The following is a 15,453-nucleotide window of genomic DNA, read 5'->3' on the forward strand; positions in this document are numbered from 1 at the left end:
CCCGCGGGTTGATCCGGGTATGACTCACGACACACTGCTCGAGCTGCTCTCCGACGACCGTAGCGGCGTACTGGTCACCCTCAAGCGCGACGGCCGGCCCCAGCTGTCGAACGTCAGCCATCACTACTACCCGGACGAGGGCATCATCCGGATCTCCGTCACCGACGACCGGGCCAAGACCCGCAATCTGCGCCGGGACGCTCGGGCGTCGTACCACGTGTCCACCCCGGACCGCCGCGCCTACACGGTCGTCGAGGGCACCGCCGAGCTCACACCCGTCGCCAAGGACCCGCACGACGACACGGTGGAGGAGCTGATCCGCCTGTACCGCGACGTCCTGGGCGAGCACCCGGACTGGGACGACTACCGTGCCGCGATGGTCCGCGACCGGCGCCTGGTGGTGCGGCTGAAGGTGGAGCGGGCGTACGGGATTCCGAAGGGGGCCACCGAGGGCTGAAAGGTCATGAGCCCGTCCGGCCGGTCGGGAGCCCCCGTCCCGTGATGCCCTGTCATCTTCCGTCACTGCGGCTAGGGTTGATCACCGCGAGCGGCAGATGAAGCGGTGGAGAACGCAGGACGGGGAGTGCACGGCATGGTGGATCCGGTTTCGCTGGGCGCCATCGGCGCGGTGCTCGGAGCCGTCGGGTCGGGCATGGCGAACGAGGCCGGCAAGTGGGCCTGGGAGTCGGCCGGCGGTCTGGTCCGCCGTATCGCCGGGGGTGAGGTGATGGCTCCCACGACCCCCGGCCAACTGGACGAGGTGGCCCGCTTGGTGCACGAACGCGTACAGCGGGACCCCCAACTGGCCCGGGCGTGGGCGCAGTTCGCCGCCGGTGTACGGGCTCGCGGCACCGGATCGGGACCGCACCGCCCCTGTCTGCCCACCGCCCCGCACTTCTTCACGGACCGCCAAAAGGCCCTGAAGGCCCTGGACAAGGAGGCTGTGCGCGCCTTCGCCGGACGCCCCCGGCTGGCGCTTCTCCACGGCCCCGAAGGCATCGGCACCAGTACCCTCGCCATCCACTGGGGCTGGCGACAGACCGCCCGCTTCCCCGACGGCCAGCTCTACGCCGATCTGCGCGCCCGCGCGCCCGAAGCGGTTCTCGGCAGTCTGCTGCGCGGACTCGGTCTGCCCGACGAGGAGATACCCCCGGCCGCCGCCGACCGGGCGGAGCTCCTGAGGCGCTGTCTGGCCGACCGGCGGCTGCTGCTCCTGCTCGACCACGCCCGGTCCGCCGCCCAGCTGAGGCCGCTGCTCCCCTCGGCGCCCGGGGTCTTCACGATCGTCGTCGCCCGGCAGCCGCTCACCGGCCTGGACGCCCTGCGCATCCCGGTCGGCCCGCTGGCCAGGCGGGACGCCGTACGGCTGCTCACCGACCTCGTCGGCAAACCGGCGATCAGCGCGGCCCGCGCCGCGCTGCCGGCGGTCCTCGACCGGTGCGCCGGCTCGCCCTACGCCCTGCGCGCCGCGGCACCGCGCCTGGCCGCTCACACGGAGCCGCCCGCCGGGCCGCAGGGCGACCCCGTCCGTGCCGCCGCCGAGGACTCGTACCGTCTGCTCACGCCCGCCGCGGCCCGTCTCTACCGGCTCGCCGCCCTGCGCGACTGGCCCGCCCTCGACCCCGCAACGGCCGCCCGCGCCGCGGACCTCCACGAGAGCGAGGCCGCACGCCACCTGGAGGAACTCGCCGAGGCCCTCCTCCTGGAACGCACCGACTCCGGCCGCTACCGCTACCGCCCCGCCGTCCGCGCCCACGCCGAGCACACGGCTGCCGCCCTCGACGGAATCGCGGCCTGCTCGGCCGCCGTCAGCCGCGTCGTCGCCGGCTACCGGGACCTGGCCGTCGGCGCGGCACGGGCCGCACTGCCCGAGAGCTGGCGGGTGCCCGCCGCCGAGTCACCGGTGTCCTTCCCGGACCGGGGCACGGCCGTCGCCGCCCTGGCCGCCGAGGCGCCCGGTCTCGTCGAGGCGGTGCACGCAGCACAGGACTTCCGGGACTGGCCCACGGTCGTCCTGCTCTGCCAGGCCCTGTGGCCGCTCCAGCTCAAGGCCGGCCACCACGACGTCCTGCTGCCCGCACTGCGCGCCGGAGCACGCACCGCCGACGAGCACTTCCCCGGCACCCGCACGGCCGGCGCCCTGCACGCCCAACTCGCCCACACCCTCACGGAGTTGCGCCGCTGGGACGAAGCCGAACCCGAAGCGCTCGCCGCCGCCCGTGACGAGCGGACGGCCGGCCATGTACGCGGTCACGCCTCCGCGGTCGAGTTCCTCGGGCTGCTGCGGCTGCGGCAGTGGCGGTTCGAGGAGGCGTACGACTCCTTCGAGGAGGCGTACGGCATCCTCGACGGCATCGGCCCCGACGACGAGGGCGCCGCCGACCTCCCACGCGCCCGCGCCCTGCTGGAACGCCACCGCGGACGTGCCCTGCGCGGCCTCGGCCGCCGCGAGGAGGCGGCGCAGCGCCTCCAACGCGCCCTGCGCTTCTTCCGCGACACCGCCGAGGCCTACAACACGGCCCGCACCCTCACCGACCTCGCCGAAAACCACCTGGCCGGCGACGAGCCGCACCTCGCCCGCCCCCTGATCGACGAGGCACTCACGGCCCTCGCCCGGGAGAACGCCGAGTACCAGGTGGCATGGCTGCGGGTGCTGCGGGAGCGGTGCGTCACGGCGGAGTGAGCCGTGGGGGCGGGCCGCCGTGCCGATCCGGATGGGCAGCCCCTCGCCTGCTGCGAGCCGCGTGGATCGGCGAGGGGGCCGAGGGCCTTGGGTGGGGAGATCGCTGCGTGTCAGTGGCGTGCCTGCGGAGGGTTCGGGAGCGGTGTGTCACGGCGGAGTGAGCTGCTGGTGGTGGGCTGCCCGTCTGGGATGGGCAGCCCTGCCCGGCTGGTGGCTCCCGTGCCTCTCCTGCTGCGAGCCGCGTGGATTGAGGGGCTTGAGGCCCTCGAACGCGGGTGTCAGGTGGCGTGGTTGCGGGAGCCGTGCCTCGCGTTGGAGTGGGCCGTCAGGGTGGGCCGCGTGCCCGATCCGGGCTGTGAGCGGCTTCCTGGTCGGTGCTATCGGCGAGGTGATCGCGGCGCTCGGTCGGGAGATCATGCCGAGTCCCAGGTGGCGTCGTTGCGGGACCGGTGCGTCAGGCCGGATTGAGCCGCTGGGGGCTGCCGTCCGGGATGGTCAGCCACCGTCCGGCTGGTGGCTCCCTCTTGTCTGCTGTACGGCGCTTGAGTGCCTGGGATGGGTGGGAGAACGCCGGGTTCCAGGTGGCGTGGCTGCGGGAGTCGTGCGTTACGTCGGAGTGAGCCGTACGGGGTGGGCCGTCGTTCCGATCCGGACCGTCAGCCGTTGTCCGGCCGCGTCCTCCGGCGACTTGCCTGCTGCGAGCCACGCGTGCAGGGCGGAGGCGTACGCCACCGGATCGGCGTCCGCGCCGGGAGCGGCGTCCAGGCGTATCGACGTGCCCGTACGGGTGCGGATGACGCACGAGCCCGGGCCGGTGACGTAGGCGGCCAGCGCGCAGTGCGGATGGCGGGTGAGGGCCTCCGCCGTCCAGTGGGCGGGGGAGACGAAGCGCGGGTCGTTCGCGTCGCCGTACCGGAACACCACGTCGGCCAGGGCGAGTTGGTCCGTCTCGCGGGTGTCCTCGTGGACCGCTGTGTGGGCCTCGCCCTTCCCGTCCGTCGGCGGATGCGGACCCGCGTACCGGGTGACAGAGACCTCGCCGGAGCCGAGCAGGCGGGTGAGGGCCAGCAGCGGGACGGTGCGTGTCGCGGGTTCGTACGGCGGGAGAGGGAGTGGTTCCAGGCGGGCCGGTGCGTCCGGTTCGGGGATGCCGATGCGGTCGTAGAAGAGCCGTCGGAGGCGGGCCGCGGACTCGCCTGGTGCGGAGCTGACCGACTCGGCGAGTCCGGGGTGTGGTCGGTGGTGGTCGACGAGTGCGTCCAGTTGTGGGCGCAGGGGGCGGGCGGGGTCGAGGCGGGGTGCGGTGCTGACGAAGGCGTGGACCGGGGCCTCGGGGTCCAGGCCCGCGAGGGGCGCGGCGCCGAGGAGGACCGGAGTGCCGAGGGCGGCGGCGTAGTAGGTGACGGAGCCGTGGTCGCCGACCACGGCGTCGGCGGCGAGCAGCGCCTGGCGCCAGCCCTCCAGGGGATCGATGAGAGTCAGGCCGGCGCGGCGGGCGCGGTCCAGCCAGGCGCGGATCTGGCCGGGGCCGTGACCGTGCCAGACGTTCGGGTGCAGCACCGCCGCGAGACGGTACTCGTCGGCCGGGAACTCCGAGGTCAGACGGGGCAGGAGAGAAGGGAGTACGTCATCGCCGCCGCCGTCGCCGAAGAGCGACTCGGGGTTCCAGGTGGAGTTCAGGACGATCAGGCGCTGCCCCCGGCCCACCCCGAGGGCACGGCGGAAGCGGTCGCGGTACGGGCGGGCCGCCAGCATGCGGTCCCAGCAGGGATCCCCGGCGAGCACGGCTGTGGGTGCGGCCTCGGGGCAGACGGTGCGCAGCCGCTCGTACTGTTCGGGGTGCGAGAGGACGAGTGCGGCGGCGAGGGGTTTGCCGTTCTCGTCGAGGAGCCAATCCGGGGACATCCCGAAGACCGGATCCGACCGTTCCCGACCGCTGCCCGGTGTCGGGTGTCGGGTGTCGGGTGTCGGGTGTCGCCAGTTTTTTAGTGTATCCGACCCCGTGCGACAACACGGTCAATACGCCGGAAAGTGACCGGAGTTGACCGCCGAAGCTCGCCGAGACGGCCAGCGCGACCGGCGTCTCGACCGCCTGCTCCCACGGCAGCACGGGCACCCCGGTCCCGTCCAGCAGTTCCGCGAGGCCCGCCCGGAACGCCGACGAGCCCGGGCAGGTGGCCAGCAGGTGCACCCTGAAGTCGTCGTGGAACAGCGGCAGGACGTCCAGCAGTCGGGTCGCCGCGGTCACGTTGTGGACGACCAGGAGCACCTTGTGACTGCGCCCGCGGGTGGCCCACCGTGCGGCGTCGTCGCCGACCGGCACCCGTATCCACCCGGCCCCCGCCACGTCCTCGTCCGCCTCTCGCCACCCGCTCGTGTGATCGGGCAACGATAGTCAACGTCGGTCCGCGCACCCCGGCCGCCCCTGAATCCGGCCGGAGCGCGCGGAGGTCCCTCATGATTACCGCAGTGCGCGCAATGCCTCAACAGCGCCTTTCGCCCGGAGGGTTCGGAAAAGCGGCGGGTGGAGACCTAGGTCCCGGGGTGCAGGGCGGACGACCGATGGTTCGGAGATCACGCACTGCCTAGGCTACGAGGAAAGATGCCGCAGCTCAGGAAGAGGTCATGATGCCGGTCGACGGCCGCAGCCACATCCGTATCGCCCGCCCGTCCCGGGACCTTGCGGCCGCCGAGCGGTTCTGGGCGCAGGGGCTCGGGCTGAGTGTGGTCTGGCGGGCCGAGGGCGGTTCCGAACCCGGCGAGCACGACCTGCTGATGCTCGGCTGGCCGGACGCCGGTTGGCATCTGGAGCTCGTCCATGAACCGGCGCGGCCCGTCGAGCCCCGGCCCACCGAGGAGGACCTCCTTGTCGTCTACGTCGACGGGCCGGTGCCGGAGGATCTGGTGGCCCGGCTGGAGGAGCACGGCGGCAAGCGGGTGCCGTCGCCCAATCCGTACTGGAACCAGTGGGGCGTCACCATCGAGGACCCGGACGGCTACCGGTTGGTGCTGTGTGAGCGGGGCTGGTCGAACGCCTGATCAGGCTCCGGCTGCGGCCCGGCTGTCAGTGGTGCGCAGTACGGTCCCTGCAGGGCGGCCACCTTCGATCTCACGCTTGACTGCGCGGACGAGAAGCTCCTCGCCGAGTTCTGGAAGGCGGCGCTCGGCCATGTCGACGAGCCGCCGCCCGCACCCTTCACCACCCGCGAGGAGCGGCTCGCGCAGTTCGACCCGCCGGACGACGACTCGGCGGACGACGGCGCGTGGCTCTGCGATCCCGACGGCGCGGGGCCCCGGCTGTCCGTCCTGAAGGTGCCCGAGCCCAAGACGGCGAAGAACCGCCTCCACATCGATGTCCGGGTACCGGGAGGCGGTAGCCCCGACGAGCGGTGGGCCCGCATCCGGGCCGAGTCCGAGCGCCTGGTGAAGGCGGGCCGGAGCGTCCTGGAGGAGTTCGGCGGACACCACATCACCATGGCCGACCCGGAGGGCGACGAGTTCTGTGTGGCCGCGGCCTCCGCATGAGGCGCCCGCGTGCCGCCCTTGCCGTGCCCTGGGCCGGGGACCTAGCCTCCGCGCGTGATCAATGGTGCACATGTGGTGATCTACACCCGCGACGCCGAGGCGGACCGCGCCTTCTTCCGGGATGTCCTCGACTGGCCGCACGTCGACGCCGGGCACGGCTGGCTCATCTTCAAGGCGCCGCCCGCCGAGGTCGCCTTCCACCCGGCCGAGGGCGAGCCGTCGCACGAACTGATGCTGATGTGCGACGACATCGACGCGACGACCGCCGAACTCACCGCGAAAGGCGTGGAGTTCACGCGGCCCCTGGAGGAGGCACGCTGGGGCCGGCTGACCGGCTTCCGGCTGCCGGGCGGCGGCGAGGTGGGCCTCTACGAGCCGCGGCACCCACGGGCGTAGGACCCAGGGCAGCCCGTCCGACCGAGGCCTCCGGCAGGTCCGCCACGCTGTGCCGCCGGTCGAGGCCTTCGCCTCTCTGACGGGGCAGGAGCCCGCCCGAGGCCGACGGCGGGCGGGGCCGCGGCCGGGTGGCGGGGGTGTGGCCCGGGAGCGGTGGCGCGGCCTGCCGTAGCTTGTGGGCAGTCGTGCCGCTTGGGGCGGCGTGGGTGGGCGCGGGCGGCACCGCGCGAGAACGGGGGCGGAGACCCGGCCGTGACCGGTGGCGCGAGGTCCGGCTCCGAGGGTGGCGGCGGGCGGGGCCGCGACCGGGTGGCGGGGGTGTGGCCCGGGAGTGGTGGCGCGGCCTGCCGTAGCTTGTGGGCAGTCGTGCCGCTTGGGGCGGCGTGGGTGGGCGCGGGCGGCACCGCGCGAGAACGGGGGCGGAGGCCCGGCCGTGACCGGTGGCGCGAGGTCCGGCTCCGAGGGTGGCGGCGGGCGGGGCCGCGACCGGTGGCGGGAGACCCCGCCCCGAAGCGGTGGTGGGAGGTCGGGCGCCGACCGGTGGCGCGAGGCCGGTGGATGGCGCGCGTGCAGGTGCGGGATGGGGGCGTTCGGGAGGCGGACGGCCGAGGCGTGAGGTGCGGACAGCGCTGCGGGTCGGCGGGCACGCCGGGCCCCCGGGCGCCGGAACCACTGCGGTCTCCGGGGCCCGGGGGCGTGCGGGGGCGCGGTCAGGCGGTGACCGTCTCCGGGTGTGACGCTCCCCGGGCGGCCCGGTCCCCCAGGAGCTCCGTCGGGGTCTTGTGGGTCTCGCGGGCCGAGAGGGCGGTGATGACCGGCGGGATGCAGAGGGCCCCGGTGAACAGGGCGACCGAGGACCAGTCGGTGCCGTCGGGGCCCGCGATCTGCGCGGCGAACGTGACCGCGAAGCCGGCCACGGCGAAGCCGATCTGGGTGCCGATCGCCATGCCGGACAGCCGCACGCGGGTGGAGAACATCTCGCCGTAGAAGGAGGGCCAGACGCCGTTCGCGGCGCTGTAGACGATGCCGAAGGCCACGATGCCCAGGACCAGGATCAGCGGGTAGTTGCCCGTCGAGATCGCCCACAGGTAGCCGAACATGGCGAGCGCACTGCCCACCGCGCCGATCAGGAACACGGGACGGCGGCCGATGCGGTCCGACAGGGAGGCCCACAAGGGGATCGCGGCGAGAGCCACGAGGTTGGCGAGCGCACCCACCCACAGCATCGAGGAGCGGGACATGCCGACCGAGTCGCTGGTGGCGTAGGCGAGGGCCCAGACCGTGAAGATCGTGGATACCGAGGCGATGACCGCGCCCCCGATCACCCGCAGCACGTCCACCCAGTGCTCGCGCAGCAGCACCGCCAGCGGCAGCCTGACGACGCCTGCGGTGGCCGCCTGCTTCGCGAAGGCCGGCGTCTCCTGGAGCTTGCGGCGGATGACATAGCCGGCGACGGCGACCGCGACACTCGCCCAGAACGGGACCCGCCAGCCCCACGACAGCAGCTGGTCCTCGGGGAGCGCCGCCACCGGGATGAAGACCAGGGTGGCGATGAGCTGGCCGCCCTGTGTGCCGCTGAGGGTGAAGCTGGTGAAGAAGCCGCGCCGGTTGGGTGGCGCGTGTTCCAGCGTCATCGAGTTCGCGCTTGCCTGCTCGCCCGCCGCCGAGATGCCCTGCAGCACGCGGCAGGCGACCAGCAGGACCGGGGCGAGGGCGCCGACCTGGTGGCGGGTGGGCAGACAGCCGATGAGGAAGGTCGACAGGCCCATCAGGATCAGCGTGAAGACCATGATCTTCTTACGCCCGACCCGGTCACCGAAGTGGCCGAGGAAGAGCGCGCCGATCGGCCGGGCCGCGTACGCGACACCGAACGTGGCCAGCGACAGCAGGGTCGCGGTGGCCGGGTCGGACTCGTCGAAGAAGACCTTCGGGAAGATCAGCGCGGCCGCGCTGCCGTAGATGAAGAAGTCGTAGTACTCCAGGGCGCTGCCGATCCAGGCGGCTGCGGCCGCCTTTCTCGGCTGCCCGACGGCTTCGGCGGGGACGGACACGGCTTGCTCCTTCGAGGGAACTCCAACGTAAGCGGAGTGAGCGGCGGGGGAGAAGTGCCGGATCCCTGGGGTGACGGGACGGCCGCGCCGGGTGCTACCCGACTAATTAACCCACTGGATAGTTAGTAGTGGTTGGCTACGGATGTTGCGCCCACGTTTCCCGGGTGTCAAGAGGTGCTGCCGAAGGATCTTGCCGCTGCCGACCGCGTGACCGGCGTGATCAGTCCGTCGCGCGGTCCGCCGTCAGGTACGCGATCACCATGTCGCCCAGCATCGTGCGGTAGTGCTCGCGCTGGGCCGGGTCGACCAGGTCGCGGCCGAACAGGGCGCCGAACGTGTGCCGGTTGGAGACCCGGAAGAAGCAGAACGAACTGATCATCGCGTGCAGGTCGACCGCGTCGACATCGGCCGTGAACAGACCCGACTCCTGCCCGGCGGCCAGGATGCGGCGGATCACGTCGAGCGCGGGGGAACCGATCCTGCCCAGCTTCTCGGAGGCCGCGATGTGCTCGGCGCCGTGGATGTTCTCGATGCTGACCAGACGGATGAAGTCCGGGTGCTGCTCGTGGTGGTCGAAGGTCAGCTCGGCCAGCCGCCGGATGGCCGCGACCGGGTCCAGGTGCTCGACGTCCAGCTTCTGCTCGGCCTCCCGGATCACGCCGTACGCCCGCTCCAGGACGGCCGTGAACAGCTGCTCCTTGCCGCCGAAGTAGTAGTAGATCATCCGCTTCGTGGTGCGGGTGCGAGCGGCGATCTCGTCGACCCGGGCGCCGTCGTAACCCGCCCGCGCGAACTCCTGGGTCGCCACGTCGAGGATCTCGGCCTGGGTGCGGGCGGCGTCGCGGATCCGCCCGTTGGGTCGTGCCGGTTCGTCGACGCTGGTCATCGGGTTCCTTCGGGAGTACGGCCAGTGCCGCAGATTCTAGAAGGCGGGCCGGGTGGCGCCGGCGGGGTCTTCCCAGGCAACCGCTGGGCTGATATAGCTAACGTACTAGTTCGTACATTAGTGCTCGGCTCAGGAGGCCCCGTGGCCAAGGACTCGTATCTCGTCGGACTGATCGGTTCCGGCATCGGCCCGTCGCTCAGCCCGGCGCTGCACGAGCGGGAGGCGGACCGGCAGGGCCTGCGCTGTCTGTACCGGCTCATCGACATCGACACCCTCGGTGTGCCGCCGGAGGCGGTCGGCGACCTGGTGCGGGCCGCCCGGGACCTCGGCTTCGACGGCCTGAACATCACACACCCGTGCAAGCAGCTGGTGATCGAGCACCTGGACGGGCTCGCTCCGCAGGCCGAGGCGTTGGGCGCGGTCAACACCGTCGTCTTCGAGGACGGACGCGCGATCGGCCACAACACGGACGTCACCGGTTTCGCGGCCTCGTTCGCGCGCGGTTTGCCGGACGCTTCGCTGGAGCGGGTGGTGCAGCTGGGGGCCGGTGGTGCGGGGGCGGCTGTCGCTCACGCGACGCTCACCCTCGGGGCGGAGCGGGTCACAGTCGTCGATGCGTTGGCCGAGCGGGCGGCGGACCTGGCTGCGGGGCTGAATCGGCACTTCGGTGCCGGCCGGGCGGCCGCCGGCACTCCCGATCAGCTCGATCGGCTGCTCGGCTCGGCCGACGGGGTTGTGCATGCCACGCCTACCGGGATGGCCGCACACCCTGGGCTGCCTTTTGCCGCCGAGCTTCTCCACCCCGGTCTGTGGGTTGCCGAGGTTGTGTATCGGCCGTTGGAGACGGAGTTGCTGCGGGCCGCGCGCGCGGTTGGCTGCGCCACCTTGGACGGGGGTGGGATGGCTGTGTTCCAGGCTGCCGACGCGTTTCGGTTGTTCACGGGGCGGGAGCCCGACAGCGGGCGGATGCTGGTCGACTTCGCGGAGATTGCTACGGGGAGCTCGGTCGGTGAGGCCGTGTGACGGGTGCGGGTTGGCTGTGGTTGCTCGCGCCCACGCGGCGATAGCCGCACATCGAACACAGCCCCGCGCCCCTGAACGGGGCGCTGTGGTTCTCGGCAGCACGAAGGAGCACGCCCATGCGTACATCCATTGCCACCGTTTCTCTCAGCGGCTCTCTCACCGAGAAGCTCACCGCCGCCTCGCGGGCCGGGTTCGACGGGGTTGAGATCTTTGAGAACGATCTGCTGGCCGCCCCCCTCAGCCCCGAGGAGATCCGGGCCCGTTGTGCCGATCTCGGGCTCGGCATCGATCTCTACCAACCCATGCGGGACATCGAAGCCGTACCCGAGGACGAGTTCGCGCGCAATCTACGTCGGGCCCGGCACAAGTTCGAGGTCATGCGGCGGCTGGGGGCCGATACGGTCCTCGTCTGTTCCAGCGTGAGTCCCCTGGCCGTCGACGACGACGCCCTCGCCGCCGAGCAGCTGAGCCGACTGGCCGGCCTGGCGCAGGACTTCGGGATCCGTGTCGCCTACGAGGCGCTTGCCTGGGGGCGGCACGTCAGTACGTATGACCATGCGTGGCACGTTGTCGAGATGGCGGACCATCCCGCGCTCGGTACCTGTCTCGACAGCTTTCACATTCTTTCCCGTGGGTCGGATCCCAAGGGGATCGAGGACATCCCCGGCGAGAAGATCTTCTTCCTGCAGCTCGCGGATGCTCCGCTGCTTGCGATGGACGTCCTGCAGTGGAGTCGTCACTACCGCTGCTTCCCGGGGCAGGGTGGCTTCGACGTCGCCGGGCTCGTGCGGCATGTGCTGCGCACGGGGTATTCCGGGCCGCTCTCCCTGGAGGTCTTCAACGACGTCTTCCGGCAGGCCGAGGCCGGGCCGACGGCCGTGGACGCACACCGGTCCCTGCTGGTACTCCAGGAGGCGGTGGGGCTGGCCGAGCTCCCTGCCCCCGTAGTCCCTACGGGTGTTGCCTTTGCCGAGCTGGTCACTCCCGATGCCGAGCCGGTCAGCGAGGTGCTGGGGGCCCTCGGTTTCGCCCGGACCGCGCGGCACCGCAGCAAACCGGTCGATCTGTGGCAGGCGGGGCAGGCGCGGGTGCTCGTCAACACCGGGCCCGCCGCCCGGCGGGACGGCACCGGGCTCGCCGCGATCGGTCTGGAGTCCCCGGACCCGGCGGGCGCCGCCCGGCGCGCCGAGGCGCTGCTGGCGCCCGTGCTTCCGCGCCGACGTGCGAGCGAGGACGCGCCGCTGGATGCGGTGGCGGCCCCGGACGGCACGGAGTTGTTCTTCTGCGCGACCGGTCGGCCCGAACTGCCCGACTGGCGCGGTGACTTCGAGGACGTCGAGGAGTCCGGACCGGCGGCCGGGGGCGTGCGGCGCATCGACCATCTCGCTCTCGTCCAGCCCTGGCACCACTTCGACGAGGCCACCCTCTTCCACCGCAGCGTGCTCGGCCTGTCCGCCCAGGAGAGCGTGGACGTCGCCGACCCGTACGGCCTGCTGCGCAGTCGTGCCGTCACCGCCGCCGACGGCAGCGTCCGTATCGCCCTGTCCGTCGGTGCGGCGCCCGCCGACGACACGGTCCACGCCCAGCACATCGCGCTGGCGACGGACGACGTGGTGGCCGCGGCGCGCCGCTTCCGCGAGGCGGGCGGGCTGCTGCTGGCGATGCCGGCGAACTACTACGACGACCTGGCGGCCCGGTTCGAGTTCGCCGAGGGGGAGCTGGAGACGTATCGCGAGCTCGGGATCCTCTACGACCGGGACCGGTACGGGGAGTTCCGGCACTGCTACACGCGGACCGTGGGCCGGGTCTTCTTCGAGCTCGTCCAGCGTGACGGCGGATACCAGGGGTACGGTGCCCAGAACGCGCCCGTGCGGCTGGCCGCGCAGCATGCCGCGCGGCGGCTCACTGGCGGCTGACGGTTCTGGTCACGCCGGTGACGACCGTCGTGGCCAGGACCCAGCCGGTGATGATCAGAGCGTAGGCGAGGTACTGGTACCAGCCGTCCGGCGCGAACGCCTCCTCCTGGCCGAAGGAGATCACCGGGAGCAGCAGGTCCAGGGTGTAGAAGACCGGGTTGAAGTGCGGGGCCTCCGACGCCTTGAGCGCGTGGGGGTGGTGCAGGGCGTAGGCGGTCGAGCCGAGGGCGAGGAGCGACAGCAGCCAGACGGCCGCGCGCAGCGGGCGGAAGCCGTAGCCGACGGTGGCGTCCTGGACGTAGCCCCACAGGCGGCCGTACCAGGCGCGGGTCGAGCGGAGGCGGCGCTGCTTGGCGAGCTGGACCAGGCGGGCCGCGTGGTCGTCGCCGACCCGGCGGTAGGCGGTGGCCAGCTGCTCGTAGGCGTGCGGGACATAGCCCTCGGCATCGCGTTCCAGCATGGGCAGGCGGCGCTCGGCGGGTTCGTGGGGGGTGAGGGTGGTGTACACGAGGTTGCTCAGATGGACCTCGTGGCGCACCACCTCCGGTTCCAGGAACAGGACGTCCACCTGGGCGCGGCGCAGGTTGAGCCGTCCGTCCAAGGGCGGACCCTTGCGCAGCCAGAGTTCGCCGATGGTGCAGCTGCTCGCCCGCAGGGCCGAGTCGTCCGGGTGCGACAGGCGGGAGTAGGACAGGTCGAAGCGACCCGCGATGCGTGCGCCGCGCAGACCGATCCAGCCTGTCGCCTCCATGCGCCGCATCAGGAGGTCGCCGTCCACGACGAGGGTCTGGGCGTCGAGGACGGCGTTGCCGGGGTGGTGGAGCCGGGCGTCGTTGAGCTCGACCGATCCGGCGACGGCGGCGCCGTCGAGTCGTATCTCGCCGTGGGTGCGCAGCCCGGGGGCGCACAGGTCGTCCTCGATGGTGACGTGGCTGAGCTTCAGCGCCGGCTCGGCCTCCGGCACCGCGTAGAGCTCGGCCCGTTCGAGGAACAGCACCCCGGAGATGTGCGACCCGCCAAGGTGCACGACTCCGTTGAACCGGCACCGGGTCAGCCGGACGCTGCCGTCCACGCGGGCCCGCGCGATCATCAGGCCGGGCAGCGTGGAGTCGCGCAGGTTCAGGTAGGGGAGGCGGGCGCCGGAGAGGTCCGGGGTGTGCGTGAAGCGGCAGTGGCTCAGATGGACGACGCTGTCCACCGTCGCGTGTCTCAAGTCCAGGGTGCCGGTGACCCGCGCCCCTATGACTTTCAGCGCGGCCACTTCTCCCGGTACTCGGGGCCCGTTGAGGAGCAACGCGCGCAACACTGCCGCCCGTATGCTCCGTTCGGGCCCCCACTGGGCGTACTCGTCCGTGTCCTCGCCGTCCACATCCCGGAAGTCGACCGTCGCCCCCGTCGAGAACGCCCGCCACACCTGCTGCTCGGCCGGCGTCAGATCGTTGATCTCCACAGGGCGGGACTCTAATCGCCGAGTGGGACAGCTGTCGGTCGGTCGGCGTCAGGGCCGGGTGTTCCACTCGGCGATCACCGGGCGGCCGTGTTCCGTCGACAGGCGGCTGACCGTGCCCGTCGCCAGTTGGAAGAGGCGGCCGTCCGCGTAGGACAGGCCCAGGCGGCGGGCCGTCAGGACCCGTAGGAAATGGGCGTGGGCCACGAGGATCACGTCTCCGTCGGGCAGGGCCGCGTCCACGCGGGACAGTACGCGGTCGGCGCGCTGCCCGATCTGGTCGGGGGACTCGCCGGGGTGCCCGTCCGGACCGGGGGGTACGCCGTCGGTCCACAGGTTCCAGTCGGGGCGGGTGCGGTGGATCTCGACGGTGGTGATGCCCTCGTAGCCGCCGTAGTCCCACTCGTGCAGGTCCGGTTCGACCGTCGTGCCGGTGATGCCCGCGAGTTCGGCGGTGCGTATCGCGCGGCCGAGCGGGCTGGTCAGTGCAAGTGCGTAGGTCCGCTGCGAGAGGAGCGGAGCGAGCGACTTGGCCTGCTCCTCACCGTGTTGGGTGAGGGGCAGGTCGGTCCAGCTGGTGTGCTGTCCCGACACGCTCCACTCCGTCTCGCCGTGGCGGACCAGGAGAAGGTCCCCCACGGCTGTGTTACTCCTTCGACTCGACGGCGTGCCCGCCGAACTGGTTGCGCAGGGCCGCGATCATCTTCATCTGCGGGGAGTCGTCCTGGCGGGAGGCGAACCGCGCGAAGAGGGAGGCCGTGATGGCGGGCAGCGGCACCGCGTTGTCGATGGCCGCCTCGACCGTCCAGCGGCCCTCACCGGAGTCCTGCGCGAAGCCCTTCAGCTTGTCCAGGTGCTCGTCCTCGTCCAGGGCGTTGACCGCGAGGTCGAGCAGCCAGGAACGGATGACCGTGCCCTCCTGCCAGGAGCGGAACACCTCCCGGACGCTGTCCACCGACTCGATCTTCTCCAGCAGCTCCCAGCCCTCGGCGTAGGCCTGCATCATGGCGTACTCGATGCCGTTGTGGACCATCTTGGAGAAGTGGCCGGCACCTACCTTGCCCGCGTGGACATAGCCGTACGGGCCCTCCGGCTTGAGCGCCTCGAAGATCGGCTGGAGCCGCTCGACGTGCTCCTTGTCGCCGCCGACCATCAGCGCGTAGCCGTTCTGCAGGCCCCACACACCGCCGGAGACACCCGCGTCGACGAAGCCGATGCCCTTGGCGCCGAGCTCCTCGGCGTGCTTCTCGTCGTCCGTCCAGCGGGAGTTGCCGCCGTCGACGACCGTGTCGCCGGGGGAGAGGAGGCCGCCGAGCTCGTCGACGACGGACTGGGTGGGGGCGCCCGCCGGGACCATCACCCACACCACACGCGGCGCTTCGAGCTTGTCGACCAGTTCGGCCAGGCTCGCCGCGTCGGAGAGGTCGGGGTTGCGGTCGTAGCCGATGACGGTGTGGCCGGCGCGGCGGATCCGCTCGCGCATGTTGCCGCCCATCTTGCCGAGCCCGATGAGTCCCATCTGCATG

The 15,453-nt window shown here is 72.1% G+C and carries 12 protein-coding genes and 1 pseudogene; 7 read left to right on the forward strand and 6 right to left on the reverse strand.

Translation table 11 applies throughout. The features are described from left to right. Positions 1–19 precede the first annotated feature (19 nt). Together ACIBW9_RS16370 and ACIBW9_RS16375 are read left to right on the forward strand one after the other, a co-directional pair. Positions 20–457: a PPOX class F420-dependent oxidoreductase gene (locus ACIBW9_RS16370; protein ID WP_398955450.1), complete on the forward strand. Its 438-nt coding sequence runs from the start codon at positions 20–22 to the stop codon at positions 455–457. A 135-nt stretch (positions 458–592) separates the two neighbouring features. Further along, on the forward strand, positions 593–2,683 hold the full coding sequence (locus tag ACIBW9_RS16375) for a tetratricopeptide repeat protein (protein WP_398955452.1): 2,091 nt from the start codon (positions 593–595) through the stop codon (positions 2,681–2,683). 606 nt (positions 2,684–3,289) lie between these two features. On the opposite strand, the gene ACIBW9_RS16380 is transcribed toward ACIBW9_RS16375, so the two are convergent. Beyond that, the gene (locus tag ACIBW9_RS16380) at positions 3,290–4,588 is read right to left on the reverse strand and encodes a hypothetical protein (RefSeq protein ID WP_398955454.1); all 1,299 of its coding nucleotides are present in this window, start codon (positions 4,586–4,588) and stop codon (positions 3,290–3,292) included. Positions 4,589–5,311: 723 nt separating this feature from the next. On the opposite strand from ACIBW9_RS16380, the gene ACIBW9_RS16385 reads away from it, so the two are divergent. The 3 genes and pseudogenes from ACIBW9_RS16385 to ACIBW9_RS16395 all read left to right on the forward strand — a co-directional run bounded on the left by ACIBW9_RS16385 (position 5,312) and on the right by ACIBW9_RS16395 (position 6,604). Further along, entirely contained in the window at positions 5,312–5,722 is a 411-nt protein-coding gene (locus ACIBW9_RS16385) for a VOC family protein (RefSeq protein WP_398956454.1), read from the forward strand. A 54-nt stretch (positions 5,723–5,776) separates the two neighbouring features. Continuing rightward, positions 5,777–6,208: pseudogene (locus ACIBW9_RS16390) on the forward strand (VOC family protein); the annotation flags it as partial. 54 nt (positions 6,209–6,262) lie between these two features. After that, on the forward strand, positions 6,263–6,604 hold the full coding sequence (locus ACIBW9_RS16395) for a VOC family protein (protein WP_398955456.1): 342 nt from the start codon (positions 6,263–6,265) through the stop codon (positions 6,602–6,604). Positions 6,605–7,314: 710 nt separating this feature from the next. Here ACIBW9_RS16395 and ACIBW9_RS16400 read toward each other — a convergent pair. Together ACIBW9_RS16400 and ACIBW9_RS16405 are read right to left on the reverse strand one after the other, a co-directional pair. Beyond that, positions 7,315–8,655 (reverse strand): MFS transporter, encoded by a 1,341-nt coding sequence (locus tag ACIBW9_RS16400; RefSeq protein ID WP_398955458.1) that lies wholly within the window; start codon positions 8,653–8,655, stop codon positions 7,315–7,317. Between the two features lie 220 nt (positions 8,656–8,875). Then, positions 8,876–9,541 carry a TetR family transcriptional regulator gene (locus tag ACIBW9_RS16405; protein ID WP_115910319.1) on the reverse strand — a complete coding sequence of 222 codons (666 nt, stop codon included), beginning with the start codon at positions 9,539–9,541 and terminating at the stop codon, positions 8,876–8,878. A gap of 141 nt (positions 9,542–9,682) precedes the next feature. On the opposite strand from ACIBW9_RS16405, the gene ACIBW9_RS16410 reads away from it, so the two are divergent. Together ACIBW9_RS16410 and ACIBW9_RS16415 are read left to right on the forward strand one after the other, a co-directional pair. Continuing rightward, entirely contained in the window at positions 9,683–10,564 is an 882-nt protein-coding gene (locus ACIBW9_RS16410; protein WP_398955461.1) for a shikimate dehydrogenase, read from the forward strand. A gap of 116 nt (positions 10,565–10,680) precedes the next feature. Then, positions 10,681–12,480 (forward strand): bifunctional sugar phosphate isomerase/epimerase/4-hydroxyphenylpyruvate dioxygenase family protein, encoded by a 1,800-nt coding sequence (locus tag ACIBW9_RS16415; protein ID WP_398955463.1) that lies wholly within the window; start codon positions 10,681–10,683, stop codon positions 12,478–12,480. Here the strand turns inward: ACIBW9_RS16415 and ACIBW9_RS16420 are convergent. Genes ACIBW9_RS16420 through gnd form a run of 3 tightly spaced genes read right to left on the reverse strand, consistent with a single transcriptional unit; the run spans position 12,467 to position 15,452 of the window. Next, positions 12,467–13,930 (reverse strand): membrane-associated oxidoreductase, encoded by a 1,464-nt coding sequence (locus ACIBW9_RS16420; RefSeq protein ID WP_398955465.1) that lies wholly within the window; start codon positions 13,928–13,930, stop codon positions 12,467–12,469. The two genes, ACIBW9_RS16415 and ACIBW9_RS16420, sit on opposite strands and share 14 nt — an antisense overlap. 48 nt (positions 13,931–13,978) lie before the next feature. Next, entirely contained in the window at positions 13,979–14,566 is a 588-nt protein-coding gene (locus tag ACIBW9_RS16425; RefSeq protein WP_398955467.1) for a histidine phosphatase family protein, read from the reverse strand. A gap of 7 nt (positions 14,567–14,573) precedes the next feature. Next, on the reverse strand, positions 14,574–15,452 hold the full coding sequence (gnd, locus tag ACIBW9_RS16430; protein ID WP_398955469.1) for a phosphogluconate dehydrogenase (NAD(+)-dependent, decarboxylating): 879 nt from the start codon (positions 15,450–15,452) through the stop codon (positions 14,574–14,576). Position 15,453: the final 1 nt, after the last annotated feature.

Source organism: Streptomyces sp. NPDC049541 (assembly GCF_044465725.1).
Lineage (GTDB): Bacteria > Actinomycetota > Actinomycetes > Streptomycetales > Streptomycetaceae > Streptomyces.

Bases quoted from the DNA above. Each gene is read 5' to 3' on its own strand.
- ACIBW9_RS16375 (WP_398955452.1), top strand. From the start codon at position 593: ATGGTGGATCCGGTTTCGCTGGGCGCCATCGGCGCGGTGCTCGGAGCC.
- ACIBW9_RS16380 (WP_398955454.1), bottom strand. From the start codon at position 4,588: ATGTCCCCGGATTGGCTCCTCGACGAGAACGGCAAACCCCTCGCCGCC.
- ACIBW9_RS16405 (WP_115910319.1), bottom strand. From the start codon at position 9,541: ATGACCAGCGTCGACGAACCGGCACGACCCAACGGGCGGATCCGCGAC.
- ACIBW9_RS16370 (WP_398955450.1), top strand. From the start codon at position 20: ATGACTCACGACACACTGCTCGAGCTGCTCTCCGACGACCGTAGCGGC.
- ACIBW9_RS16415 (WP_398955463.1), top strand. From the start codon at position 10,681: ATGCGTACATCCATTGCCACCGTTTCTCTCAGCGGCTCTCTCACCGAG.
- ACIBW9_RS16385 (WP_398956454.1), top strand. From the start codon at position 5,312: ATGCCGGTCGACGGCCGCAGCCACATCCGTATCGCCCGCCCGTCCCGG.
- gnd (WP_398955469.1), bottom strand. From the start codon at position 15,452: ATGCAGATGGGACTCATCGGGCTCGGCAAGATGGGCGGCAACATGCGC.